Here is a 22752-nt window from a genome sequence, read left to right on the forward strand (position 1 = left end):
ATGACCGAGGTCGAGGATCGGATCGCGGCCGGCTCGAGCCCGGACGGGCGGCCGGACCTGCCGGCGATGGGGCTCAAGGGCTGGCTGCGCTGGACGTGGCGACAGCTGACGTCGATGAAGACCGCGCTGGTGCTGCTGTTCCTGCTCGCGCTCGGCGCGGTCCCGGGTTCGCTGATCCCGCAGACCGGGGTCGACCCGATCAAGGTCGCCGACTTCCTCGAGATGCACCCGAAGCTCGGGCCGTTCTACGACAAGCTCGGCCTCTTCGACGTCTACAAGTCGGCCTGGTTCTCGGCGATCTACCTGCTGCTGTTCATCTCGCTGATCGGCTGTGTGGTCCCGCGCCTCGGCGTCTACCTGAAGGCCGTCCGCTCCCGCCCGCCGAAGCCGCCGCGCAACCTGAACCGCCTGGCCGGCTACGAGAGCTTCACGGTCGAGTCCGCCGACGGTGTCCTGGACGCTGCGACGCGCGAGCTGCGTCGGCGCCGCTTCCGGGTCGAGTCGTACGACGGCGCGATCGGCGCCGAACGCGGTTATCTCCGCGAGGCCGGCAACCTGCTCTTCCACTTCTCCCTGATCCTTGCGCTGATCGGCGTCGCCTGGGGTTCGCTGTTCGGTTACCGCGGCACCGTGTTGGTTGTCGTAGGCAACGGCTTCGCCAACTCGCTGGCCCAGTACGACGACTTCACGTCAGGCTCGGCGTTCGACTCCGAGAACGACCTGCCGCCGTTCGCGCTGACCGTCAAGGACTTCGAGGCGAAGTTCCAGGAGAGCGGTCCGCAGAAGGGCGCCGCGCGCGAGTTCAACGCGGACGTCACCTACCAGGAGACGCCGGACGGGCCGGAGAAGTCGTACGACCTGCGGGTCAACCACCCGCTGAAGCTCGACGGCAGCAGCGTCTACCTGCTCGGCCACGGCTACGCGCCGAAGGTGACGGTCAAGGACGGCACCGGACAGGTCGCGTTCTCCGGACCGGCGCCGTTCCTCCCGCAGGACGGCAACTTCTCGTCGTTCGGTGTGATCAAGGCTCCGGACGCGCGACCCGTCACGCTGGGCTTCGAAGGCTTCTTCCTGCCGACCGCGGTCATCGACGACCTCGGCCCGCGCTCGGTCTTCCCCGACGATCTGAACCCGGCGCTGGTGATGACGGGCTTCTACGGCCGTCCGCAGCCGGAGACCGGGAAGCCGGAGTCGGTGTACCAACTGGACAAGAACAAGCTGACCCAGTTCGAGAAGGACGGCGACAAACTGCGCTTCCAGCTCAAGCCCGGTGACAGCCTCACGCTGCCCGACAAGGCCGGCTCGATCACCTTCGACGGGTACTCCCGCTGGGTGAAGCTGCAGGTCAGCCACACCCCCGGGACCGGTCTCGCGCTCGGCGGCGTCGTGCTGATGATCCTCGGCCTGATGGGTTCGCTGTTCATCCACCCGCGCCGTACCTGGGTGCGGGTCCGCGAGGAGGACGGGCGTACCGTGGTCGAGGTCGCGGGCCTGGACCGGGGTCCCGAACGCGGGCTCGGCGACGAACTGCAGGCCATCAGCAACGCTCTGAAACCCCAACCTGACGCGCAGGAGAAGCCATGAGTCCGGAGAGCTACGCACAGGTCTCCAACCTGCTGATTCCGACGGCCACCGTCATCTACGCGATCGCGATGGTCTCGCACGCGTCCGAGTGGGCGATGGGCCGCGCTGTTGTGAAGGTGGAGTCTGAAGCGCAGGTCCTGGTGACCTCCGATGGACAGCCGGCCTCGGGCGGTACGACGGCGGCCGCGGTCGGCCCGGTCGACCACAACGCGCCGTCCGCGCGGATGGCTGCGGCCAGCCGCATCGGCGTGCTGCTGACCTGCCTGGCCTTCGGCCTGCACCTCACCGGTGTGCTGACCCGTGGGCTTGCCGCGGGCCGGGTGCCGTGGGGCAACATGTACGAGTTCTCCATCACCGCGTCCCTGGCGGTCGCGGTGGTGTACCTCGCGTTCGTGCAGCGGTACCGGCTGCAGTGGCTGGGACTCCCGGTCACGCTGGTAGTGGCCGCCGTACTGGGGCTTGCGACGCTTGCGCTCTACACGCCGGCCGGTCCGCTGGTTCCGGCGCTGCACTCGTACTGGCTGGTCATCCACGTGTCCGCGGCCGCGATCTCCGGTGGCGCGTTCACCGTCGGCGGCCTGGTGTCCGTGCTCTACCTGATCAAGGCCCGCGCCGAGCGCAAAGCGCTGGACGGCGGCTCGATGTCGGCCGCGCTGCGCCGGCTGCCGAGTGCCGAGGCGATGGACGGTACGGCGTACAAGGTGCTCGCGTTCGCCTTCCCGCTGTGGACCTTCGGCGTACTGGTCGCCGGACCGATCTGGGCCGAGTACGCCTGGGGCCGGTACTGGGGCTGGGACCCCAAGGAGGTCTGGTCGCTGGTCACCTGGGTCGTGTACGCCGCCTACCTGCACGCTCGCGCGACCGCGGGCTGGCGGGGCCGCCGGGCCGCGACGATCGCGATCATCGGCTGGTTCGTCTTCATCTTCAACTTCGTCGGCGTGAACCTGCTCGTGTCCGGCCTGCACTCGTACGCCGGGGTGTGACGTGAAGGAATTCGCCATCTACACCGGCCTGCGGGCCGGGCTGTTCGCGATCTGTTTCGCGGTGCTCTACTTCCCGCTGCGGAACCAGTTGAGCGTCTTCCCGCTGTTGCTGGTGGCGCTGATCATCTCCTCGATCCTGTCGATCTTCGTCCTCCGGGCCGCCCGGGACCGGTTGGCCGGGAAGATCGAGCACCGCGCCGGCAAGATGTCGCAGCGGATCGAGCAGGCCCGGACCGCCGAGGACGACCAGTAGCGGTGCCCCGCTGCTGACGCCGTACCACTGCATCGAGTGGTACGGACAGTGACGCACGCCACTTTTCTGCTCCCCGAAAATCTTTTGTGCATTCGTTCACATGAGGCGTAACGTGGTGGATAGAACGAAACGGTTTCGTTCTATCTGCAATCGGACGCTTACTCAGGGTGATGATGATCGAAACTGCACGGCAGCGGCCGCGGGTCGAGGGTGGTCGCGAGGAAGAGATCCTCGAGGCGACCGTCACGGTGCTGGCCGAGCTGGGCTACGACCGGCTGACCATGGACTCGGTCGCCACGCTGGCGAAGGCCAGCAAGGCGACGCTGTACCGGCGCTGGTCGACCAAGGCCGATCTGGTCGTGGACGCGATCAGCCGGACCAAGGGCTGCCCGCTCCCGGAGGATGTCGACACCGGCAGCCTGCGGGGCGACCTGATCGCGATGTCGTGCGGCGAGGGCGGGTTCACCGACGAACTGCCGATGTCGGTGATCGCCGGGCTGGTGACGGCGTTGCACCGCGACGCCGATCTGCAGAAGGCGTTCCGGGAGCGGTTCCTGGCACCGCGGCAGTCGATCAGTGCGGGGGTGTACACCCGGGCGGTCGCCCGCGGTGAGATCGCGCCGGATGTCGACATCGAGATGCTCTCGGTGACACTGCCGGCCGTGATCGTGCACCAGGCCTACATCCTCGGCGAACAGCCGACCGAGGAACTGATCCTCCGAGTGATCGACCACATCATCCTGCCTGCGGCGCGGGGGTCGCAGGCAAGCTGACCGGCGAGGGGCTGGTCGGCGCATCCGTGAGGCACTGCGCAAGAGGGGAAATTTTCCATGTCCGAAGACGTCGTGAAGGGCGATCGCCCGACCGACACGGTGACCGAACACGGTCACCGCAACCTAGGTATCGCGCTGGCGTTGATCAGCATGGCGCAGCTGATGGTGGTGCTGGACGGCACCGTCGTCAACATCGCCCTGCCGCACATCAAGGACGCCCTGGGCTTCACCGACGCCACGCTCACCTGGGTGGTCAACGCCTACGCGCTGGCCTTCGGCGGCCTGCTGCTGCTCGGCGGCCGCATCGGTGACATCCTCGGCCGCCGCAAGGTGTTCATCTTCGGTGTCGTCCTGTTCGGGGTGGCATCGTTCGTCGGCGGTATCGCGCAGAGCGAGAGCGTGCTGCTCGCCAGCCGGATCCTGCAGGGCGTCGCAGCGGCTGCTGCCTCGCCGAACGCGCTGGCCCTGATCACCACCACCTTCCCGGCCGGCAAAGAGCGCAACCGCGCGATGGCCGTGTACGCCGCGATGTCCGGGGCCGGTGCGGCCGTCGGACTGATCCTCGGTGGCGCGCTGACCGAGGTGTCGTGGCGCTGGACCTTCTTCATCAACACGCCGATCGGCATCATCGTCGCCGTACTGGCCTTCCGGTACCTGGGGGAGTCGGCACGCCAGAAGGGCAAGTTCGACCTGCCGGGTGCGATCACCGGCACCGTCGGTCTGACCTCGCTGGTCTACGGTCTGACCCGCGCGGGATCCAAGGGCTGGGGTGACACCTGGACGCTGGCCTTCATCATCGCCGGGGTGGCGCTGATCGCGGTGTTCCTGCTGATCGAGGCCCGCTCGCGGCACGCGCTGATGCCGTTCCGGATCCTCGCGAACCGGACCCGTGGGGTCAGCTTCTTCGTGATGCTGATCGTCGGTGCGGCGATGTTCTCGATGTTCTACTTCCTGGGCATCTTCGTGCAGGCGATCATGGGCTACAGCGCGATCGTGACCGGTCTCGCCTTCCTGCCCTTCAGTGTCGGCATCGTGATCGCGGCGCAGCTCGCCTCGGTCCTGGTGGCGAAGATGGACCCGCGCTGGATCTCCGGTGCCGGTGGACTGTTCGTCGCGGCCGGTATGTTCGGATTCAGCCGGCTCGAGGTCGACTCGTCGTACGTGACCGCCCTGCTGCCGTTCATCCTGCTGCTGTCCTTCGGCATGGGCCTGATCTTCGTGCCGCTCACGCTGACCGCGGTCAGCGGTGTCGCGGACGAGGACTCGGGTGTGGGTTCCGCCGTACTGAACACGGTCCAGCAGATCGGTGGTGCGATCGGCCTGGCGCTGCTCGGCACGGTCTCCACCAACGCGATCAAGGACAAGTTCACCGAGCTGGCCCCGGGCCTGCAGAAGGCCGCCGAGGCCGGGCAGTCGCCGGAGCAGATCGGCGTACTGCAGAAGCAGTTCGAGGCCGTGGCCACCACGCACGGATTCACCCGGGCGTTCCTCTGGTCGACCTTCCTGGCCCTCGGATCGGCGATCATTACCCTGATCGGTCTGTCGGTCAAGCACAAGGACCTCGCCGGCGACGGCAAGACCCCGGTGCACATGGGCTGACCGGCCCCGCCTGCTGAAAGGCCCGCTTCCCGGGAGGGGGGAAGCGGGTCTTTCTCTGTCTACAGGCGTTTCTGCATGATCAGTTCCCGCAGGACGCGGTCGCCGTCGACCTCTTCCTGGCTGCCGGTCACGACGTACCCGCTGCGTTCGTAGAGCCCGATCGCCTTCTCGTTGCCCTCAGCAACCATCAGCTCGAGGGTGTGGGCACCGCCGGTCCGCGCGCCGTCCTCGACCCAACCCATCAGCAGCTCGCCGACGCCCTTCCCACGCCCGGCCGGCGCGACGAACATCGAGATCAGCCCGACCACGCCGTCCGCGTCCCCGGGAACGCCGCTGGCCATGCCGACCGGCGTACCGTCGAGGTAGGCGACCGCGTTACGGGACCCAGCGAGCTCCAGCCGGGCCCGCCACTTCTCTTCGGGTGCATCCACCCACTCCGCCAGCTTCGAGCCGAACGCGTACGGCGCGTCGGCCAGCGCCGCCAGCCTGAGCTCGCGCCAAACCTCCCAGTCGCCGGACCCCAACTCCCGAACCTCAACCATGCCGCCCAGCATCCCCCACCACCCTCAACCCCGCACCCACATTTCCCACCACCCCACCCCGCTCCACACCCCCATCCCGATAGGCAACCCCCCATCTCGCGGGGCAACCCCCGATTTCGACGGGCAACCCCTCAGCTGAGGGGATATCCACGGAGGTGGGGGGTTGCCTGCTCAGATTCTCAGTGGGCAACCCCCCAGGTGAGGGGATATCCATCGAGTTGGGGGGTTGTGGTGAATGAGCGGGGTGGGGTGGGTGGGGCAGGAAGGGGAGACCCCGCGCCTGAGGGGTGCGGGGTTGGTGGGGGGAGCGGGTGGTTAGCGCGGGGGGCGGAGTTTGTCGGAGACCCAGTCGCGGACGCCGCCGAGGCCGTCGCCGAGATCGCGCAGCAGCTTGGCGAGCGGATCCTGCGAGCGGGCGAAAGCGTCGCCGTACGACTTGGCGGCGTTCTTCGCCTCCTGCGACATCGAGGCGGTGGCGTCGTCCTGGCGCTTGGGGTAGTCGCCGGAGACGATCGTCGTGTACTCGCCCTCGTCGACCCAGCGGCGCAGCTCGTGCGCGCGGATGACGGCCAGCGGGTGCGACTGCGCCTCGAGGAGCAGCAGCTTCAGCACGCTGTCCCGCAGGTCGCCGGAGCTCTCGTACTCCGTGCCCTGCGCCAGGAAGGTGGTGGTGTCGAGCTCGGCGAGCTGACCGCCGCTGGCCAGCTTCATCTGCACGCGGAGCGCGACAGCCGGGTCCTGTACGGCGAGGAGCCCGGCGCGGTCGCCGGACAGCTCGGCCTTGCGCGACCACTCGTGCAGCGCGGCGATGATCGCCCGGATGCCCAGTGCGCCGATCGGCATCCAGTTCATCGCACCGGTCAGACGCATCAGCCAGAAAAGCAGCGACTGGTACAGCGCGTGACCGCTCTGCGCGTGCCCGAGCTCGTGACCGAGGATGAACCGCAGCTCCTCCTCGTCGAGCCCCTGCAGCAGGGCGCTGTTGACGACGATGATCGGCTTGTCCAGACCGATGGTGAACGCGTTCCAGATCGGGCTGTTGGTGATGTAGAGCTCCGGCAGTTGCCGTACGTCGAGGGTGCTGCCCGCCTCGGTGTAGAGCCGGTGCACTCGCGGGAACTGGCGCTCGTCGACCCGGATCGCCGATCCGAGGAACTGCAGCCGCACGGCGCGCTCGTCGATCAGCCCGGAGATCTTCCGCAGCACGAAGTCGAACCCCTTGAGCTGCCGCAGCGCCACCAGAGCGCCCCGGTCCGCCGGGTGCTCCCACGCGCGCGAACTGATGTCCGTCAGCGTGACCCTGCTCCTGGTCGGCCGGTCCTCGTTGTTGGTCATCATTCCCCCACAGGTCGTCGTGTGCGTCCCAAGGTAGCTCGCTCCGGGGGTCTGACCGACTTTGGCCGGATTGCGGGTAACTGCAAACGCGGACTGTCACGCTAGTGAGGACAAACTCTCCAACCGCCCCTGGAGGACGACATGATCCGCCCTGTCCTCAGTGCAGTCGCCTTGGCTGCCCTGACACTCACACCGGCACTCCCCGCCGGCGCCGGTGGTACCGGCGACCCTGCACCGGCCCCGACGAGCTACATGGCCCAGCGAGCCGCCGTACCGGCTGCCAAAGCCGCTGCGGTCCGCGCCCAGGTAGACATGGCGCCGCTCGCGCGTCCGCTACTCCGAGTGCCGTTCCGCTGCAACGAGACCTGGTCCGGTGCGAGCCGCTCCGGCCACAGCCCGTCGTACTGGTCGGTCGACCTCAACTGGGGCGCCGGCCGCGACGACCTGGGCAAGCCGGTCAAGACCAGCGCTGCAGGCACCGTGGTGCGCTCGGCGTACGACGCCGGCGGCTACGGCAACTACATCGAGATCGCCCACGGCGACGGTTGGCACACCCTCTACGCCCACCTGCAGAGCCGCGCAGTAGGCGTCGGCGCCACCGTCACCGACAGCACCCAGATCGGCCGCGTCGGCGAAACCGGCAACGTCACCGGCCCCCACCTCCACTACGAACAGATCAAGGACGGCGTCGTAGTAGCCGCCCTCTTCGGCACCAGCACCTGGGTCGAGTACCCGGGCCCGGCCGGCTACAGCCGCATCCGCGACTGCTGAATCGGTTCGCTTCGGCCCCCAGGCGCGCTCGGAATACCTAAATCTTGACGGAGCACCTAGCCTGCTGCGCATGAGTGACAGCGGGGTGTGTCGTGAGGTGGACCGTCGGGACGACAAGGCGCGCGCCTGGGTGTCGGAGGCGGTTCGGATCGTCGAGGCGGATGCGAACCGGAGTGCGGACACGCATCTGCACGTGTTCCCGATGCCGGCTGTTACCGGTGTGGACCTGTATCTGAAGGACGAGTCGGTGCACCCGACCGGGTCGCTCAAGCACCGGCTGGCGCGGTCGCTGTTCCTGTACGCACTGTGCAACGGGTGGATCAGCGAGGGTACGCCGGTGATCGAGGCGTCCAGCGGGTCGACCGCGGTCAGTGAGGCGTACTTCGCCCGGCTGCTCGGGCTGCCGTTCGTCGCGGTGATGCCGGCCTCGACCAGCCCGGAGAAGATCGAGCTGATCGAGTTCTACGGCGGCCGCTGCCACTTCGTCGAGCGCTCCGGCCAGATCTACGGCGAGGCCAAGCGCCTGGCCGAAGAGACCGGCGGGCACTACATGGACCAGTTCACGTATGCCGAACGCGCCACCGACTGGCGCGGCAACAACAACATCGCCGAGTCGATCTTCGACCAGCTCTCGCTCGAACAGCACCCGGTCCCGACCTGGATCGTCGTCGGCGCCGGCACCGGCGGCACCTCCGCCACCATCGGCCGCTACGTCCGCTACCAGCGCCACGACACCTCGGTCGCCGTCGTCGACCCCGAGAACTCCGCCTTCTTCCCCGCCTTCGAATCCGGTGACAACGACTTCGCCACCGGCCGCCCCTCCCGCATCGAAGGCATCGGCCGCCCCCGCGTCGAACCCTCCTTCGTCCTCGGCGTCGTCGACCGCATGATCGCCGTCCCCGACGCCGCCTCCATCGCCGCCATGCAGTTCTGCTCCCGAGTCACCGGCCGACTGGTCGGCGGCTCCACGGGAACCAACCTCTGGGGCTCGCTGCGGTTGGCCGCCGAAATGCGCCGTACCGGAACCCGAGGCAGCATCGTCACCCTCCTGTGCGACAGCGGCGAACGCTACGGCAACACCTACTACGACGAAGCCTGGCTCCGCACCAGCGGAATCGACATCACCCCGTACCTAGCCACCCTCGACACCTTCGCCACCACCGGCGAGTGGGCTGAACCCCAGTAGTCGCTCGCCAGCACCCGGGGGTGTGGAGACCTGGCGATGGGTCTGAACAGGTAACGCCTTGTCTACGCCCACCACAACCTGTTCACGGCCCCGACTCTTGGTGCCCTCCGCCGCGGTAATGAGGTCCGGGCTACGAGGCGATGAAGAGGCCGGCGGTTAGGCCTATGGCGTAGAGGAGTTCGGTTAGGCCGGTGGCTTGGAGGACGGGGATCAGGGCGGGGCCTACGGCGTCGCTGAGGACTGTGCGGATGGCCTTGATGGCTAGCGGGACCGCGATGAAGGCTAGTAGGGCCCAGGGGGTGGCGAAGGCGGAGGCTATGGCCAGGAGGAAGGCTAGGGCTACTAGGGCGGCGTAGAGCTTTCGGGAGCGGGCTGCGCCTAGTACGACGGCCAGGGTGCGCTTGCCGGTGACGGTGTCGGTGGGGATGTCGCGGAGGTTGTTGGCGACCAGGAGGGCGCAGGCGATTGCGCCGACTGACACAGCACCGGCTACTGCGACCCAGCTCAGTTTTTCGGCTTGGACGAAGGTGGTGCCTAGTACGGCGACCAGTCCGAAGAAGAGGAAGACGCTGACCTCGCCTAGTGCGCGGTAGCCGTAGGGGCGCTTGCCGCCGGTGTAGAACCAGGCACCGATGAGGGAGGCGGCGCCGGCTACCAGGAGCCACCAGCTGGAGGTGGCGCAGAGGATGATGCCTAGTGCGGCGCCGACACCGAAGCAGGTGAACGCTGCGGTTTTCACCTGTCCCGGCGTGGCGACCTTGGAGCCCACCAGGCGCAGTGGGCCGACTCGGACCTCGTCGGTGCCGCGGATGCCGTCGCTGTAGTCGTTGGCGTAGTTGACGCCGATCTGTAGGGCCAGGGCGACGCCCAGAGCGAGCAGGGCCTTCCACCAGGCGAAGGCGTCCAGGTACGCCGCGGCTCCGGTTCCGACGAGGACGGGAGCTACGGCGGCGGGGAGTGTGCGGGGTCGCGCGCCTTCGATCCACTGCGCAGGGGTGGCCATGGACAGAGATTCTTTCAGCCGTACGCTCGGACTGACATGTCTACCCTCCATCTGGTCCCCGGTACGCCGGACGCCGTGCTCCGCGCGCTGACCGGCGTACTGGATGGCAGCGGCCCGCCGTTTGCCCCGGTACCGGCGGATTTGGCGGCTGCGGAGCGGGTACGGCGGGCTGCGGCGCCGGACCGGCCGTTGGAGGACGACTGTGCGGTCGTGCTGACCACTTCGGGGTCATCCGGTGAGCCCAAGGGAGTGCTGCTGTCCCGGGACGCGCTGGTGGCGTCGGCCGAGGCTACGCATGAGCGGCTCGGGGGACCGGGGCAGTGGCTGCTGCCGATGAAGCCATATTTTGTCGGCGGTCTGCAGATCCTCACCAGATCCGTGGTGGCCGGTCAGTCGCCGGTACTACTCCAGGACAGCTTCAGCGAGGCAGCAGCCACCATGACTGGCTCCCGTCGCTACACCGCGATGGTGCCGACTCAGCTGGCCCGGTACCTCGACACCGACCTGGACGCGTTACGCAGCTTCGACGCGATCATCATCGGTGGCGCGGCCACTCCGGCTGCGCTGAAGACCCGTGCGGCCGAAGCCGGCGTCACCGCGATCCCGGCGTACGGAATGACCGAGACAGGTAGTGGGTGCGTGTACGCCGGTCAGCCGCTCACTGGGACGTCTATCGACCTCGATGACGGCCGGATCCTGATCAAGGGCAGCACGCTGTTCTCCGGCTACCGCCTGCAGCCTGAGCTGACCGCAGAGGTGTTGCAGGACGGCTGGTTCCGCACCCAGGACCGGGGTGAGCTCGTCGACGGCCAACTAAAAGTCATCGGTCGCATCGACGACGTAGTGATCTCCGGGGGAGTCAACGTCACCCTGCCGACCGTGCAGGCGCGACTGCTCGAACATCCAGATGTGAAGGACGCTGTGGTCCTGGGAGTACCCGATGTGGAGTGGGGGACCCGAGTGGTCGCGTATGTCGTAGGTGAACCGGGCCTGGCCGAGCTGCGGGACTTTGTCGCCGAAGTACTGCCCCGAACGTGGGCCCCACGCGAAGTGCATCACCTGGACGCACTCCCGATGCTTGCCTCCGGCAAGGTAGATCGGCAGGCACTGCTGTGATCACGTACTCGATCGGCCTGAAGAACAAGTTCCGTGGCATCACCGTCCGCGAAGGCATGCTCTTCGAGGGCCCGGCCGGCTGGGCGGAGTGGAGCCCGTTCCTGGACTACGACGACGCCACCTCCGTCTCCTGGTTGCGCGCCGCACATGAGGCCGCGTACGACGGTTGGCCGGCCCCACTGCGCGACGTCGTACCGGTCAACTGCACTGTCCCCGCAGTCGGCCCCGAGAAGGCCGCAGCGATCGTTCGATCATCCGGTTGCCGTACCGCCAAGGTGAAGGTTGCCGAGCCTGGTCAAACGCTCAAAGACGATCTCGAGCGCGTCGAAGCCGTGCGGGATGCGATCGGTAATGGTCAAGTGCGCATCGACGCCAACGGCCTCTGGTCGGTCGATCAGGCTCTGCACGCATTGACCGAGCTGTCCCGTTTCGATCTCGAGTACGTCGAGCAGCCGTGTGCCGCGGTCGAGGACCTGGCCGCGGTACGGCGGCGGACCGACGTGCTCGTGGCCGCGGACGAGTCGATCCGCCGGGCCGAGGATCCCTTGCTGGTCAAGAAGCTCGACGCGGCCGATATCGCGGTGCTCAAGGTGCAACCGATCGGCGGCGTCCGCGCCTGCCTGGAGATCGCGGAACAGATCGGTCTCCCGGTCGTCGTCTCGTCCGCCCTGGAGACCTCAGTAGGTATCGCTGCCGGGATTGCCCTCGCAGCTGCTCTGCCGGAGCTCCCGTACGCCTGCGGCCTCGCCACGGTCTCCATGTTCACCAGCGAAGTGGTCAGCGACCCGCTGCTGCCGGTGGACGGCTTCTTGCCGGTCAAGCGGGTGCAGCCGGACCAGCTCGAAGCCAACCGGGCCGACCCGGAGCGGACTGCGGCGTGGGAAGACCGCCTGACCCGAGTGCAACAGAGGAGTGCCCGATGAACCCGTCCACTGCGTTCGCCACCGTGGTGGTCGACGAGCTGATCCGCTGTGGTGTCCGGGAGGCTGTGGTCTCGCCAGGCTCCCGCAGCGCCCCCCTAGCCCTCGCTCTGGCCGAAGCGGACCGCACCGGCCGGCTGCGGCTGCACGTCCGGATCGATGAGCGTACGGCGGGTTTCCTGGCCATTGGTCTGATCCGCGGTACCGGTCTGCCGGTGCCAGTGGTGACGACGTCCGGTACGGCGGTCGCGAACCTGCACCCGGCTGTCCTGGAGGCGTCGCACAGCGGACTGCCTTTGATCGTGCTGAGCGCGGACCGGCCGCCCGCACTCCGTGGTGCCGGAGCGAACCAGACGACCGATCAGCTCAAGGTCTTCGGCTCATCTGTGCGACTGTTCCACGAGATGGGCACTCCGGTCCGAGAATTCGGCCAGGTCGCGTACTGGCGCTCACAGGTCGCACGGGCCGTGGCCAATGCCACAGGTGCTCGCAACGCCGACCCAGGGCCGGTGCAGCTCAACTGCCCGCTCGCCGAACCGCTAGTGCCAACTGCAGGTGAAGACTGGCCCGAGCCGCTGGATGGTCGCAGTACTGGGCCGTGGACCGCAGTGCACGCAGCAGCTGGTCAGCCGTCGACTGTGGCGCCTGGACCGAAGACCGTGGTCGTTGCCGGCGACGGGGCCTCGCAGGCGGCGCGGTTGGCGGCCGAGGGTGGTCGCTGGCCGCTGTTCGCCGAACCGTCCAGCCGGTCCAGGACCGGGCCCGCGGTCATCTCGGCCTACAGGTTGTTGCTGCAGGCAAGCGATCTCACGAATGAAATCGAGCGGGTGCTGGTGTTCGGGCACCCGACGTTGTCCCGGCCGATCTCCAAGCTGCTGGCGCGCGCCGACGTCGAGGTGATCGTGGTCGCGCCGACCGGGCTCTGGCCCGACCCTGCTCGCCGTGCCGCGGCCGTGGTCACCGGGCTCGAGGTGGCCGGACCGGATGTAACCAACTGGTTGGAACGCTGGCAGCAGGCCGACCAAATCGCCCGCCCGGCGATCGACAAACTGCTCGCCGACGACCTCACCGGACCGGGGATCGCCGCGATCGTCGGCGCTGCCGCCGGAGCCGACGGCATGCTCGTGGTCGCGTCCTCGAACGCGGTCCGCGACCTCGACCTGGCTCCGGTCGTCCCGATCCGGACCATCGCCAACCGCGGTCTGGCCGGGATCGACGGCACCATCTCGACCGCGATCGGTGCCGCCCTCGCGAACGCAGGGCCGACGTACGCGCTGATCGGCGACCTCGCCTTCCTGCACGACTCGAACGGCCTCATCATCGGCCCGGACGAGGCCCGCCCAGACCTGCGGATCGTCGTGGTCAACGACAACGGGGGCGGGATCTTCTCCACCCTCGAGCAAGGCGACCCGACGCACGCGTCGCACTTCGAGCGCGTCTTCGGTACGCCGCACAACACCGACCTGGGCGCACTCTGCGCGGCGACTGGAACGCCGTACCAGCTGGTGGAGAACGCTGCGGACCTACAGGCCGCACTGGCGGCCACGGTGGCCGGTGTGGACGTGATCGAGGCCCGCGTGCCGCGGACTACGCATCGACCGTTGGCTGCGGAGCTGGTTGCGGCAGTTCGGTCCGTCTGACCACACGTGCCGGGTGCAGCTTGCGCAGCCGGTTGAGCAGCGGTGCGACGACCGCAATCACCAGTGCGGTCGTGGTGAGGATCGGAATGGTCGCACCGCGCAGTGACGAGTTCAGCGGCGCAGCGATCGTGAAGATGAGGCTGACCGCAGCGATGGTGGTCACCAGCCGCCGCCCCGGCCGGGCGACGGCCAGGAACGGCAGACACCACAGGAAGTACCAGTCATGCGCTGTCGGACCGAGCAGCACGATCGCCAGCAGCGCTATGCCGACAGCACGCGCCGCATGGTGGATCGACGACCGCAGACTCAGTACGGCGATCAATGTGATCGCCAGAAGCATTCCGGCCAGCTTCACAACTTCCAGAGACTGCTCCGCCGCAGTGTCCTGGCCGAACAGAGCCAGTACGCCGTGGGCTGCGTCCCCGACCAGGTTGGCGATCGAGAACGGTGACCGAACCAGCCCTGGTACGTCGAGCGCGTTCAGCCAGCCCGAACCGACACCGGTGAACGCACCGATCGTCACCAGCGACAGAACGGACACCACGCCGGCCAGAGCCAGACTGGCGAACCGCGACAGCCGTCCGGCCAGAGGACTCATCACTGCGGCAATAGCGATCACCACCAGCCCACCAGGGAGCTTCACAGCGGCAGAGATCCCGGCCACGACCGCCGCCGTACCCCAGTGGCCTGTGAGGGCCAGTGCGAAGGCGCTGCAGGCCAGACCGAGCATGAGGATGTCGTTATGGGCAGCGCCGATCCCGTGCATGAGCAGCATCGGGTTGGCGACCACCAGCCAGGTCGCGAATACCGGATCGACCCGACAGGCCCTCGCCAGCCGCGGCACGGTCCAGGCGATCAGCACGATGCCGATGACGGCGAGCAGGCGATGCGCCAGCATCAGCACGTACGGATCCATGGTCAGGCGAGCCACCAGACCGCCGTACGCGAGCGGCAACGGCCCATACGGCGCTGGTGTCTCCATCCACCGTGGGTCGACCGCCTCGACGATGGGGCCGGACAGTGCGGCCGGACCGACCGCATAGGGGTCGAAACCCTCGGCCACCAACGCCCCCTGGGCCGCGTAGCTCCACGCGTCCCGGCTGAACAGTGGCGGGATCAGTAGCAGCGGCAGACTCCAGTACGTCGCCATGCGCACGAGCCGCGGTTTCTGCCCGGCCATGACGTTGCGGCCGACCTCCAGCCACGCCCACGCCATCAGCCCGAGCCCGGCGACCATGAACGCCAGTGCGATCATCCGGCCGGCCAGTGTGGTGCGCAGATCGCCGGTGACCGGGAACGTCGCCACCCATGACGAAGGAGGCACCACCGAGGTCACCAGACTGGTTATGGCGACGACGACAGAGCCCACCAGTCCACGGATCAAAGGTGAGCGCACGGCCGGACGTTACTCCGGCCGTGCGACCTACTGATGAACAGAAGCTAAGCGGATTCTTTCCGGAAGGTACGAGCTCCGACGGCCAGGCCGACGACAGTGAGCAGTACGACCCAGAACAGCCCCCAGAGCGCCGCACTGCTGGCGACCTCACCCCGGAACATCGCCCGGACGCCGTTGACCACGTGTTTGAGCGGACTGATGTCAGACAGCCGCTGCAACCACGTGGGACCGATCTGCATCGGCAGCAGGATGCCGGACAGCAGCAGCAACGGCATGGCGATCCCGTTGAGCAGCGGGGCCAGTGCGTCCTCGCTCTTGGTGATGAGCGCCACCGAGTAGGACAGTGACGCGAACGTCGCGCCGAGCAGCGCCACAATCACCAGTGACAGCAGCACGCCCTTCCATGGCGCACGCAGCCCGAGTGGCAGCGCCGCCAAGAGCAGCAGCACCGACTGCGCGACCAGTACGACGACATCCCGCAGTACTCGGCCTGCCATCAGCGCGATGCGGGATGCCGGGGTCACCCGGTCGGCCTCGATCACGCCGGCCCGGTACTCGGCGATCAGCCCGAAGCCGACGAACATCGCGCCGAACATGCCGAGCTGGACGATCAGACCGGGGATGAACACCTGGTACGCGTTTGTGGTCGCGCCCTCGCTGATCTGCGCGGTGATCGGCTTCAGCAGCGGACCGAATAGGAACAGGTACATCAGCGGCTGGCTGAGCATCAGGATCGACCACATCGGGTTCCGTAGCGACAACCGCATCGCCCGGTTGAACACGATCCACGTCTCCCGCAACACGTTGCTGCCGCGGGCCACGCTCATGGTGTCGGCGCTCATGCCGCCGCCCCCTTCCCAGCGGCCGAGCCGGCCGCGTCCTGCGGCGCATCCGCGCCAGGCGCGTCCTCGTCTCGCAGCGACCGCCCGGTCATCGTCAGGAACACGTCGTCCAGCGTTGGTCGATGCACCTCGACCCCCTCCAACTCGATGCCCTGGGCATCGATCGACCGCAGCAGGCTCGGCAGCACCGCACCACCACGGGGGATCCGGAAGCCGACCGAGTCACCGTCGGCCTCGACCTCTACGGCACCGTCCAGCTCACGCACGATCTTGCTCACCGCAGGCGCCTGCGCGGCGTCGGCGAGCTCCAGCCGGACGCCGTCGCCGGAGACCTGCTGCTTGAGCTCCTCCGGACTGCCGGAGCCGACGATCTTGCCGTGGTCGATGACCAGGATCCGGTCGCAGAGCGCGTCCGCCTCGTCCAGGTAGTGCGTGGTGATGAAGATCGTCGCGCCACGCGCCCGCAGCCCGCGGATGTGCTCCCACAGGTTCGCCCGGGCCTGCGGGTCGAGGCCGGTGGTCGGCTCGTCCAGGAAGATCAGCTTGGGGTCGTGGATGAGCCCCATCACGATGTCGAGCCGCCGCCGCTGCCCACCGGACAGCGTCTTGCACTGCCGACGCCACAGTCCCTGCAGATCCAGCTCCTCGAACAGCCGCTGGCCGCGCGCGGCCGCCTCGGCCTTCGGTACGCCGTACAACCGGGCGTGGTCGACGACCTCGTCACCGGCGATCGCCTCGGGCAGTGTCGACCCGCTCTGCGGGACATAGCCGATCCGGCGGCGGACGCCCACCGGGTCCTTGGCCAGGTCGCACCCGGCCACTGTCGCGGTACCGCTGGTCGGCTGGATCAGGGTCGCCAGCATCCGCATCGTCGTCGTCTTACCGGCCCCGTTGGGCCCGAGGAAACCCACGATCTCGCCGTCGGCGACCGCCAGGTCCACCCCCTGAACCGCCTGCACCGGCCCCCGCCGGGTCTTGAACGTGCGGACGAGTCCGCGAGCTTCGATCATCATGTAGACAGTCTGCTCAATCAACCTTGAATAGTCAAAGTTGAATATCCGCCGTCAATGGTTCCCCCCTCATGGGTAGACCCATCCGGCGGTGGGTTGGCCAACGCGAATCCGGTGGGCCAACCCACCACCCGATGGGTGTACCCACCAGACGGGGTGGGAGGGGCTAGGGGGTGGGGCGGTCGCGCCATTCGGCGATGAGGGCGGGGTCCGGGTTCCAGTCGGGTGGTTCGCCGGCGAACGAGTAGTCGCCGGCGGCGACCCGGTCGCGGAATTCGCGGGTCCAGTCGAGCTCGCCGCGGTCGCGGGCGGCGGCGATGCGGAGCATCTCGACGACCTGGTTCGGCGTCCCGGGGTCGGTCTGGATCTGCCGCTCGTTGAACGGGGCCGCCTTCAGCCGGGCCTCGATCTGGGCGATCCGCGCCTCCAGTGCGGTCAGCACCTCGTCGCGCTGGAGGGTCCACAGGAAGCTGAGCGCGGCCTGCATCCGGTCCGGGTGGAAACCGTCCACCGCCCACAGGTGGTGTCGCAGCAGCGAGAAGAACTCGGTCTCGCCGTCCACTGTGAGCTTGTACGACGTCCGCCCGGGCCGGTGCCCTGGACCTTCCTCGAGCTCGGCCAGGTACCCGTGCTTGGCCAGCGTCCGCAGTCCTGTGTAGATCGACCCCGGATTGATGTTGGCCCAGTCCTGCACGTTCCAGGTGAGCAGCTCGCGGCGCAGCTGGTACCCGTAGGCCGGCTGGAAGATCCGGACGATCCCGAGCAGCAGCAAACGCGTGGTGGACATGTCCGCAGTGTAATTCCGTGCCTTAGCGGTAGATGGCCTGCCAGAACGCGTACTGGTGATCGGCGGCGAAGTTGATCGGCTGCACGCGACCGGGGGCCAGGCTCTGGGCGGTGTTGCCGTCAGTGGGGGACCAGTGCGGCGAGCCGGGACCGTTCGGCGTACCAGTCCGGGCGAACTGGGTCCAGTAGCGAGTCATCTGGTCGGCGAGCTGCTGCTGCGACTGTGTGAGCTGCCGACCGGCGAAGTAATCGGTATCGAACTGGTACTGCAGCTCAGCGGCGTGGAACGCACCGGTCGGGAAGGTGGGCTGCGGGCTGTTCGCCACCCAGGGGGCGTTCGCGTCGGCGAACTCGTAGGCGTACGTCGGCACCTGTCGGCGCAGGGCCCGGCTGACATCGCTCACAGACCGCGCGAAGTTGGCGTCGGTGACGACAGCCGACCAGGCCTCACTCAGCGAGCCATAGTTCGCGGCCGGATAGTGCGCCAGCACCTGCGCCGCCTTCGCCGTACCGACATAGGCGGTGACACGGGCGGCGTACTCGGCCTCGTCCTTCATCGGAGGGACGCCGTACTGCTGCTGTGCCGCCTCGAACGTGCGGTACTCGTCGCGAGTCATCCCCTGCATCACCGGGACCTTGTTGAACCGTCCGCTGGTCAGTGCGTCGACCGGGGCGAGCGGGAGCACCCCGCCACCGCCGTACACCGGTGCGAACCCGTACTCCGACTTGGTCAGCAGCTGCTCGGTCGACAGACCGCGCAAGCAGGCCGCTGCGGTAGCGGTGTCGGCACAGCCGAGGTCGGTTGCTACCGACACACCCTGCGTCTCAGCCATCGCACGCGGCCGCGGCAACCAGCTGGTGCTCCAGCTGGGCGTGCCGTCCCATTCGGTCCAGTTGTTGACCGTGCACGGGCCGCTCTGCACGATCGCTCGCTGGAACAGTCCGGCCGCGGCCGGCGACGCCAGCTGGGCGCAGGTGCTCATGCCTCCCGCCGACTCACCGAAGACCGTCACGTTGCGCGCATCACCGCCGAACGCCGCAGCGTTCCGCTGGACCCAGCGCAATGCGGCCTGCTGGTCCTCCAGCCCGAAGTTGCCGGAGCGGTTCCGCGCCGTCGTACCGTCGAGAGCCGGGTGGTCGAGAAAGCCGAAGATGCCCAGCCGGTAGTTGATAGTCACGACCACTACGTCGCCGCGCTTCACCAGGTCGTACGGCCGGTAGATCGCACCCGACCCGTTCCGGTAGCCGCTGCCGTGGATCCACACCATGACCGGCAGCTTGCGGGCCTGCCGCGGGCTGGTCACGTTGACGAACAGACAGTCCTCGCTGGTGCTGGCCTTCTCGCCGAAAATGCCGGCGTTCTGCGCACATGCGGCGCCCGGGCTGGTCGCGTCGCGCACAGTGCGCCAGGCCGCGGCCGGGCGGGGCGAGCCCCAGCGGTCCGCACCGACCGGCGGAGCGGCGTACGGAATGCCTTGGAACTCCCGTACGCCGTGGATCAGCTTGCCGCGGACGGCGCCCTTGTCCGTCACGACCACCGGCCCGTCGGCAGCGGCCGCGGTCGCGACCGGACCGGCCGCGAGCAGCGTGCCGACGGCCATGGCGAGTACTGAACCCATCTTGATCATCACGGTCTTCTTCCGTTGGAGTGGCTTGCCCCAACACTCCCGGTAATCCGGTGCGCACTCGATGGTCGTCACCCCCGGACCCAGGTGGACTTTCCCCTACCCAAATGGGTTCGCCGGTGGCACTCAGGGAGGCGTAGTCTCCCGACCATGCGCGTCCAGGTGACCAGTGACCCGGCTGACTTCTCGGAACTCGTCTTCCCTTTCCTGCAACAGGATCCGGTGCTGAACACGGTCATCCTCAGCAACGTGCACGAACGGGCCGTCGGCATCCGGCCGGCCGACGACATCCCGCCGTACTTCGTCTCTGTCCATGACGACGACGTGGTCGGGGTTGCGATGCGCACGGCCGGGCGCGGTGTCTACCTGGGGTCGCTGCGCGCGGACCTCGTGGACCTGGTGACCGATCGGTATCTCGAGCTGTACGACGGTGTGGTCTCCGAGGGTGTGTACGACGAAGTGGTGCCGGGCGGAGTCGCCGGTGACGCGGCCGCGGCGCACCGGTTCGCGGAGCGCTGGTGTGAGCGACGTGGCGGTCAGGTGGCGGAGGCGATGCGGACCCGGCTGCACAAGCTGATCACTCCGGCGCAGCTGACCGCCGAGGCCGGAGTCGCGCGACTGATGCAGTCCGAGGACATCGACCTGGTCGCGGCGTGGGGGCGGGACGGCTTCCCGGAACTGGGTGACGACACCCGCGACTGGGCTGAGCACAAGCTGGCCGAGAACACGATGTGGATCTGGGAGGTCGACGGCGAGGCGGTGAGCATGGTCGGCTACCACCGGCCGATCTTCGGCGTCTGCCGGGTCGGTCCGGTCTACACGCCACCGGAGCACCGGCGCCATGGGTATGCTGGTGCGCTGACCAGCTACGTGACCGCGGAGATCCTTGCTGGCGGCAACGAGGCGTGTCTTTACACGGACCTGGACAACCCGACCTCGAACAAGATCTACCACGAGGCGGGGTATCGTCCGGTCGCCGACTTCGTGGTCCTGGAGTTCACCTCGTGATCGCGCGGGCGACGTACGACGCCGCGGCCTTTCAGGAGCTGGTTTTCCCTTATCTGCAACGCGATCCGGTGCTGAACACCTCGCTGCTGACGAATGTCGCTGACCGCGTTCGAGGGATCATGAACGATCCGGAACCGCCGGTCTTCGTCTCCGTGCACTCCGGCACCGACGAGGTGATCGGGGCGGCCATCTGGACGGCGTTGCGTGGGATCGGCCTCGGCGGTCTGCCGGTCGAACTGGTGCCGCCGGTGGTCGACGTACTGGCTGTGGTGAAGCCCGGGGCTCGGACTGTGCACGGGGCGGAGGATTCGGCGCGGTTGTTTGCCGAGCTGTACGGCGCTCGCGTCGGGCGGGCGTTTGCTGTCGTTGACCGGTCCCGGCTGCACGTGCTGGGTGAGTTCGTCGAGCAGAAGGCCGAGGGGGCGCCGCGACTCGCTGTCGATGGTGACCTAGACACGTTGACGCCGATGTTCGGCGCTTACCGCTTGGAGGTCGGTCATTCTGCGGAGGGCATTGATGCTGACCGTGACTGGCTGCAGCAGCGCGTGGACAGGCAGCGCCTCTGGGTCTGGGAGGACGAGGCGATCGTGACGATGGTCGGTCACCAGAGCCCGGTCTTCGGTGCGGTTCGGGTCGGGCCGGTTTACACGCCGGTGGAGCACCGTGGTCGTGGGTACGCCAGTGCGCTGACCGCGCATGTGACTCGGCAACTTCGCGAGGCGGGCGATCAGGTCTGCCTGATGACCGATCTCGCGAACCCGACGTCGAACAAGATCTACGCTGCGATCGGCTACCGCCCGGTGCAGGACTTCGTCGGGTATGCGTTCACCTGAACACCTTGCCCTGCTGGAGGAACTGGACCAGGGCGGGACCCTGGTCGAGGTCGCCGGCGGGTTCGCGGTCGCGCGCGAACCGCGGGGGATCCGGTTGGGCGACGTACCGGATCCGTCTTCCGCCCTGGTTGCCGCGCTTCTCAAGGTGGCGCCGCATTCGACCGGTATCGAAGGCGCAGGTGAACCCGCTGGACGATTTGCCGAGGCGTGGTCGGTTGCCACGGGCAAGCAATTCCGCGAGGTAGGCGGTGTTCGACTCTACCGCCTGACCGAGCTGCGTCCACCGCGAGCCGTCGGCACACCTCGCCTGGCCGAAGCGGCCGACGTACCGGCGTGTGCGGAGTGGCTGGACGAAATGGGTCGTGCCGAGGACGAGCGCCGAGGTTGGGTCCCCGGCGACCGAGCGGCTGACCTTGCGGCGGCCGTCCACAAGCTGATCGAGGCTCACCGCCTCTGGCTCCTCGAGGTCGACGGTGAGCCCGTGACCCTCGGCGCACACCGCCCGGCGCTGCGCGGCGTCGTACGCCTAGGCCCGATCTACACGCCCGCCACCCACCGCCGCCACGGCTACGGCACCGCCATGACCGCCCACCTGGCCCAGCTCTTCCACCCGCAAACCCAGGTCTGCCTACGCACAGACCTCGGCAACCCCGACTCCCATCGCGTCTACCAACGCCTCGGCTTCACCCCCGTAACCGACCTCCGCCGCTTCACCGCCGACCCACCGCACCACCCCTCCGCTCCCATTTGAACGGATCTCCGTTCAGGTCGCCCCTTCTCCCCTCAAAACTTGAGGGGAGAACCAGCACATTGCGGGGATATCCGTTGAAATGCGCGTGGAGGAGGCGCGGGGTTAGGCGATGGTGAGGGAGTCGCCCTGGGCGAGTTTGCGGTAGGGGCGCTCGTTGGAGTTGAGGAAGCGGGGCATCATGCCGAGGCCGATCTCCGACAGGAGGGCGTCGTGGATGCCTACCAGCTGCTCGGCCTTCACCGTGCGCGCGTAGTCGACGGCCGGCGGGAGGGCGAACCACGGGCCGGAGATGGGGACCAGGTTCGTGTGTACGGCGCGGTCGGGCTGGGTGAAGGAGTCGCCGGGGTGGTAGACCGCGTCGTCGATCAGGAACCCGACGTTCTCGCACGGCACGCCCCATTCGGGCAGGATCACCGCGTGGTCCTTGCCATACGCGCTGACCGCGAACCCAGCCGCGTCAAACGACTGACCACCTTCGACGACATGCACGCGATCGCCGAGCTCGGCCAGTTGCGCGGCAACACCGGCGTTCGTGTAGACCGGCACGTTCAAAGCCTTCACGCGCTCGATGTCGAGATGGTCCTGGTGCTCATGCGTGACCAGTACGGCGTCAGCTCGCTCGAACACCGCGTCCTCGCTGAATGAACCCGGGTCGACGAGCAGCGTCTTCCCATCCTTCTCGAGCCGAACACAAGCATGCGCAAACTTCGTCAGCTTCATCACAACCCCAGCCTAGTGACCGTCCCGCGCAATTCCAGCCCGCCGCGGACCGAGCGTGCGCCACCTTGAGCACCCA

The 22752-nt window shown here is 67.9% G+C and carries 22 protein-coding genes; 13 read left to right on the forward strand and 9 right to left on the reverse strand.

What is annotated here, in order from left to right; translation table 11 throughout:
• The 5 genes from ACFTSF_RS12910 to ACFTSF_RS12930 all read left to right on the forward strand — a co-directional run bounded on the left by ACFTSF_RS12910 (position 1) and on the right by ACFTSF_RS12930 (position 5192).
• Positions 1 to 1584, forward strand: coding sequence for a cytochrome c biogenesis protein ResB (locus ACFTSF_RS12910; RefSeq protein WP_380154014.1), 1584 nt, complete (start codon positions 1 to 3; stop codon positions 1582 to 1584).
• Positions 1581 to 2567, forward strand: a complete 987-nt coding sequence (gene ccsB, locus ACFTSF_RS12915) for a c-type cytochrome biogenesis protein CcsB (protein ID WP_380154015.1) — start codon at positions 1581 to 1583, stop codon at positions 2565 to 2567. Before ACFTSF_RS12910 ends, ccsB begins: the two co-directional genes overlap by 4 nt.
• Position 2568: 1 nt before the next feature.
• Entirely contained in the window at positions 2569 to 2820 is a 252-nt protein-coding gene (locus ACFTSF_RS12920) for a DUF4229 domain-containing protein (RefSeq protein ID WP_344164709.1), read from the forward strand.
• 170 nt (positions 2821 to 2990) lie between these two features.
• Entirely contained in the window at positions 2991 to 3593 is a 603-nt protein-coding gene (locus ACFTSF_RS12925) for a TetR/AcrR family transcriptional regulator (protein ID WP_380154016.1), read from the forward strand.
• A gap of 57 nt (positions 3594 to 3650) precedes the next feature.
• Positions 3651 to 5192: an MFS transporter gene (locus ACFTSF_RS12930; RefSeq protein ID WP_344164703.1), complete on the forward strand. Its 1542-nt coding sequence runs from the start codon at positions 3651 to 3653 to the stop codon at positions 5190 to 5192.
• Between the two features lie 59 nt (positions 5193 to 5251).
• On the opposite strand, the gene ACFTSF_RS12935 is transcribed toward ACFTSF_RS12930, so the two are convergent.
• Together ACFTSF_RS12935 and ACFTSF_RS12940 are read right to left on the reverse strand one after the other, a co-directional pair.
• A complete protein-coding gene (locus ACFTSF_RS12935; protein ID WP_380154017.1) occupies positions 5252 to 5734 on the reverse strand; it encodes a GNAT family N-acetyltransferase in 483 nt (160 codons plus the stop codon).
• 315 nt (positions 5735 to 6049) lie between these two features.
• A complete protein-coding gene (locus ACFTSF_RS12940) occupies positions 6050 to 7069 on the reverse strand; it encodes a M48 family metallopeptidase (protein WP_344164697.1) in 1020 nt (339 codons plus the stop codon).
• A gap of 141 nt (positions 7070 to 7210) precedes the next feature.
• Between ACFTSF_RS12940 and ACFTSF_RS12945 the strand changes: the two genes are divergently transcribed.
• Both ACFTSF_RS12945 and ACFTSF_RS12950 read left to right on the forward strand, forming a co-directional pair.
• Positions 7211 to 7840 (forward strand): M23 family metallopeptidase, encoded by a 630-nt coding sequence (locus ACFTSF_RS12945; protein ID WP_380154018.1) that lies wholly within the window; start codon positions 7211 to 7213, stop codon positions 7838 to 7840.
• A gap of 70 nt (positions 7841 to 7910) precedes the next feature.
• Positions 7911 to 9026 carry a PLP-dependent cysteine synthase family protein gene (locus tag ACFTSF_RS12950; protein WP_344164688.1) on the forward strand — a complete coding sequence of 372 codons (1116 nt, stop codon included), beginning with the start codon at positions 7911 to 7913 and terminating at the stop codon, positions 9024 to 9026.
• Positions 9027 to 9156: 130 nt separating this feature from the next.
• Here ACFTSF_RS12950 and ACFTSF_RS12955 read toward each other — a convergent pair whose 3' ends face one another.
• Entirely contained in the window at positions 9157 to 10029 is an 873-nt protein-coding gene (locus ACFTSF_RS12955) for a 1,4-dihydroxy-2-naphthoate polyprenyltransferase (RefSeq protein ID WP_380154019.1), read from the reverse strand.
• Between the two features lie 36 nt (positions 10030 to 10065).
• Between ACFTSF_RS12955 and menE the strand changes: the two genes are divergently transcribed.
• Genes menE through menD form a run of 3 tightly spaced genes read left to right on the forward strand, consistent with a single transcriptional unit; the run spans position 10066 to position 13705 of the window.
• Positions 10066 to 11145 carry an o-succinylbenzoate--CoA ligase gene (menE, locus tag ACFTSF_RS12960; protein WP_380154020.1) on the forward strand — a complete coding sequence of 360 codons (1080 nt, stop codon included), beginning with the start codon at positions 10066 to 10068 and terminating at the stop codon, positions 11143 to 11145.
• Entirely contained in the window at positions 11142 to 12068 is a 927-nt protein-coding gene (locus ACFTSF_RS12965) for an o-succinylbenzoate synthase (protein WP_380154021.1), read from the forward strand. The genes menE and ACFTSF_RS12965 overlap by 4 nt, the downstream gene beginning before the upstream one ends.
• Complete coding sequence (menD, locus tag ACFTSF_RS12970) at positions 12065 to 13705, forward strand: 2-succinyl-5-enolpyruvyl-6-hydroxy-3-cyclohexene-1-carboxylic-acid synthase (protein WP_380154022.1); 1641 nt, start codon at positions 12065 to 12067, stop codon at positions 13703 to 13705. Before ACFTSF_RS12965 ends, menD begins: the two co-directional genes overlap by 4 nt.
• Here menD and mptB read toward each other — a convergent pair.
• The 5 genes from mptB to ACFTSF_RS12995 all read right to left on the reverse strand — a co-directional run bounded on the left by mptB (position 13653) and on the right by ACFTSF_RS12995 (position 19367).
• Complete coding sequence (mptB, locus tag ACFTSF_RS12975; protein WP_380154023.1) at positions 13653 to 15101, reverse strand: polyprenol phosphomannose-dependent alpha 1,6 mannosyltransferase MptB; 1449 nt, start codon at positions 15099 to 15101, stop codon at positions 13653 to 13655. The two genes, menD and mptB, sit on opposite strands and share 53 nt — an antisense overlap.
• A gap of 44 nt (positions 15102 to 15145) precedes the next feature.
• Positions 15146 to 15943, reverse strand: a complete 798-nt coding sequence (locus ACFTSF_RS12980; RefSeq protein WP_380154024.1) for an ABC transporter permease — start codon at positions 15941 to 15943, stop codon at positions 15146 to 15148.
• Positions 15940 to 16956 (reverse strand): ATP-binding cassette domain-containing protein, encoded by a 1017-nt coding sequence (locus ACFTSF_RS12985; RefSeq protein WP_380154025.1) that lies wholly within the window; start codon positions 16954 to 16956, stop codon positions 15940 to 15942. Before ACFTSF_RS12985 ends, ACFTSF_RS12980 begins: the two co-directional genes overlap by 4 nt.
• Before the next feature lie 163 nt (positions 16957 to 17119).
• On the reverse strand, positions 17120 to 17740 hold the full coding sequence (locus ACFTSF_RS12990; RefSeq protein WP_344164664.1) for a PadR family transcriptional regulator: 621 nt from the start codon (positions 17738 to 17740) through the stop codon (positions 17120 to 17122).
• Between the two features lie 22 nt (positions 17741 to 17762).
• Entirely contained in the window at positions 17763 to 19367 is a 1605-nt protein-coding gene (locus tag ACFTSF_RS12995; protein ID WP_380154026.1) for a carboxylesterase/lipase family protein, read from the reverse strand.
• Positions 19368 to 19514: 147 nt separating this feature from the next.
• Between ACFTSF_RS12995 and ACFTSF_RS13000 the strand changes: the two genes are divergently transcribed.
• The 3 genes from ACFTSF_RS13000 to ACFTSF_RS13010 are packed head-to-tail and all read left to right on the forward strand — an operon-like array spanning position 19515 to position 21956.
• Positions 19515 to 20372, forward strand: coding sequence for a GNAT family N-acetyltransferase (locus ACFTSF_RS13000; protein WP_380154027.1), 858 nt, complete (start codon positions 19515 to 19517; stop codon positions 20370 to 20372).
• The gene (locus ACFTSF_RS13005) at positions 20369 to 21205 is read left to right on the forward strand and encodes a GNAT family N-acetyltransferase (RefSeq protein WP_380154028.1); all 837 of its coding nucleotides are present in this window, start codon (positions 20369 to 20371) and stop codon (positions 21203 to 21205) included. Before ACFTSF_RS13000 ends, ACFTSF_RS13005 begins: the two co-directional genes overlap by 4 nt.
• A complete protein-coding gene (locus ACFTSF_RS13010; protein WP_380154029.1) occupies positions 21192 to 21956 on the forward strand; it encodes a GNAT family N-acetyltransferase in 765 nt (254 codons plus the stop codon). Before ACFTSF_RS13005 ends, ACFTSF_RS13010 begins: the two co-directional genes overlap by 14 nt.
• A 102-nt stretch (positions 21957 to 22058) precedes the next feature.
• Here the strand turns inward: ACFTSF_RS13010 and ACFTSF_RS13015 are convergent, their stop codons facing one another.
• Positions 22059 to 22676: an MBL fold metallo-hydrolase gene (locus tag ACFTSF_RS13015; protein ID WP_380154030.1), complete on the reverse strand. Its 618-nt coding sequence runs from the start codon at positions 22674 to 22676 to the stop codon at positions 22059 to 22061.
• Positions 22677 to 22752 lie beyond the last annotated feature (76 nt).

This window comes from Kribbella sp. NPDC056951 (genome assembly GCF_042674205.1).
GTDB lineage: Bacteria > Actinomycetota > Actinomycetes > Propionibacteriales > Kribbellaceae > Kribbella > Kribbella yunnanensis.

Coding starts and splice junctions, on each gene's coding strand:
- ACFTSF_RS12985 (WP_380154025.1), bottom strand. CDS start 16,956: ATGATGATCGAAGCTCGCGGACTCGTCCGCACGTTCAAGACCCGGCGG.
- ACFTSF_RS13010 (WP_380154029.1), top strand. CDS start 21,192: ATGCGTTCACCTGAACACCTTGCCCTGCTGGAGGAACTGGACCAGGGC.
- ACFTSF_RS12910 (WP_380154014.1), top strand. CDS start 1: ATGACCGAGGTCGAGGATCGGATCGCGGCCGGCTCGAGCCCGGACGGG.
- ACFTSF_RS12935 (WP_380154017.1), bottom strand. CDS start 5,734: ATGGTTGAGGTTCGGGAGTTGGGGTCCGGCGACTGGGAGGTTTGGCGC.
- ACFTSF_RS12945 (WP_380154018.1), top strand. CDS start 7,211: ATGATCCGCCCTGTCCTCAGTGCAGTCGCCTTGGCTGCCCTGACACTC.
- ACFTSF_RS12990 (WP_344164664.1), bottom strand. CDS start 17,740: ATGTCCACCACGCGTTTGCTGCTGCTCGGGATCGTCCGGATCTTCCAG.
- ACFTSF_RS13000 (WP_380154027.1), top strand. CDS start 19,515: ATGCGCGTCCAGGTGACCAGTGACCCGGCTGACTTCTCGGAACTCGTC.
- ccsB (WP_380154015.1), top strand. CDS start 1,581: ATGAGTCCGGAGAGCTACGCACAGGTCTCCAACCTGCTGATTCCGACG.
- menD (WP_380154022.1), top strand. CDS start 12,065: ATGAACCCGTCCACTGCGTTCGCCACCGTGGTGGTCGACGAGCTGATC.
- ACFTSF_RS12925 (WP_380154016.1), top strand. CDS start 2,991: ATGATGATCGAAACTGCACGGCAGCGGCCGCGGGTCGAGGGTGGTCGC.
- ACFTSF_RS12940 (WP_344164697.1), bottom strand. CDS start 7,069: ATGACCAACAACGAGGACCGGCCGACCAGGAGCAGGGTCACGCTGACG.
- ACFTSF_RS12955 (WP_380154019.1), bottom strand. CDS start 10,029: ATGGCCACCCCTGCGCAGTGGATCGAAGGCGCGCGACCCCGCACACTC.
- ACFTSF_RS12950 (WP_344164688.1), top strand. CDS start 7,911: ATGAGTGACAGCGGGGTGTGTCGTGAGGTGGACCGTCGGGACGACAAG.
- ACFTSF_RS12995 (WP_380154026.1), bottom strand. CDS start 19,367: ATGATCAAGATGGGTTCAGTACTCGCCATGGCCGTCGGCACGCTGCTC.
- ACFTSF_RS13015 (WP_380154030.1), bottom strand. CDS start 22,676: ATGAAGCTGACGAAGTTTGCGCATGCTTGTGTTCGGCTCGAGAAGGAT.
- ACFTSF_RS12980 (WP_380154024.1), bottom strand. CDS start 15,943: ATGAGCGCCGACACCATGAGCGTGGCCCGCGGCAGCAACGTGTTGCGG.
- menE (WP_380154020.1), top strand. CDS start 10,066: ATGTCTACCCTCCATCTGGTCCCCGGTACGCCGGACGCCGTGCTCCGC.
- ACFTSF_RS12930 (WP_344164703.1), top strand. CDS start 3,651: ATGTCCGAAGACGTCGTGAAGGGCGATCGCCCGACCGACACGGTGACC.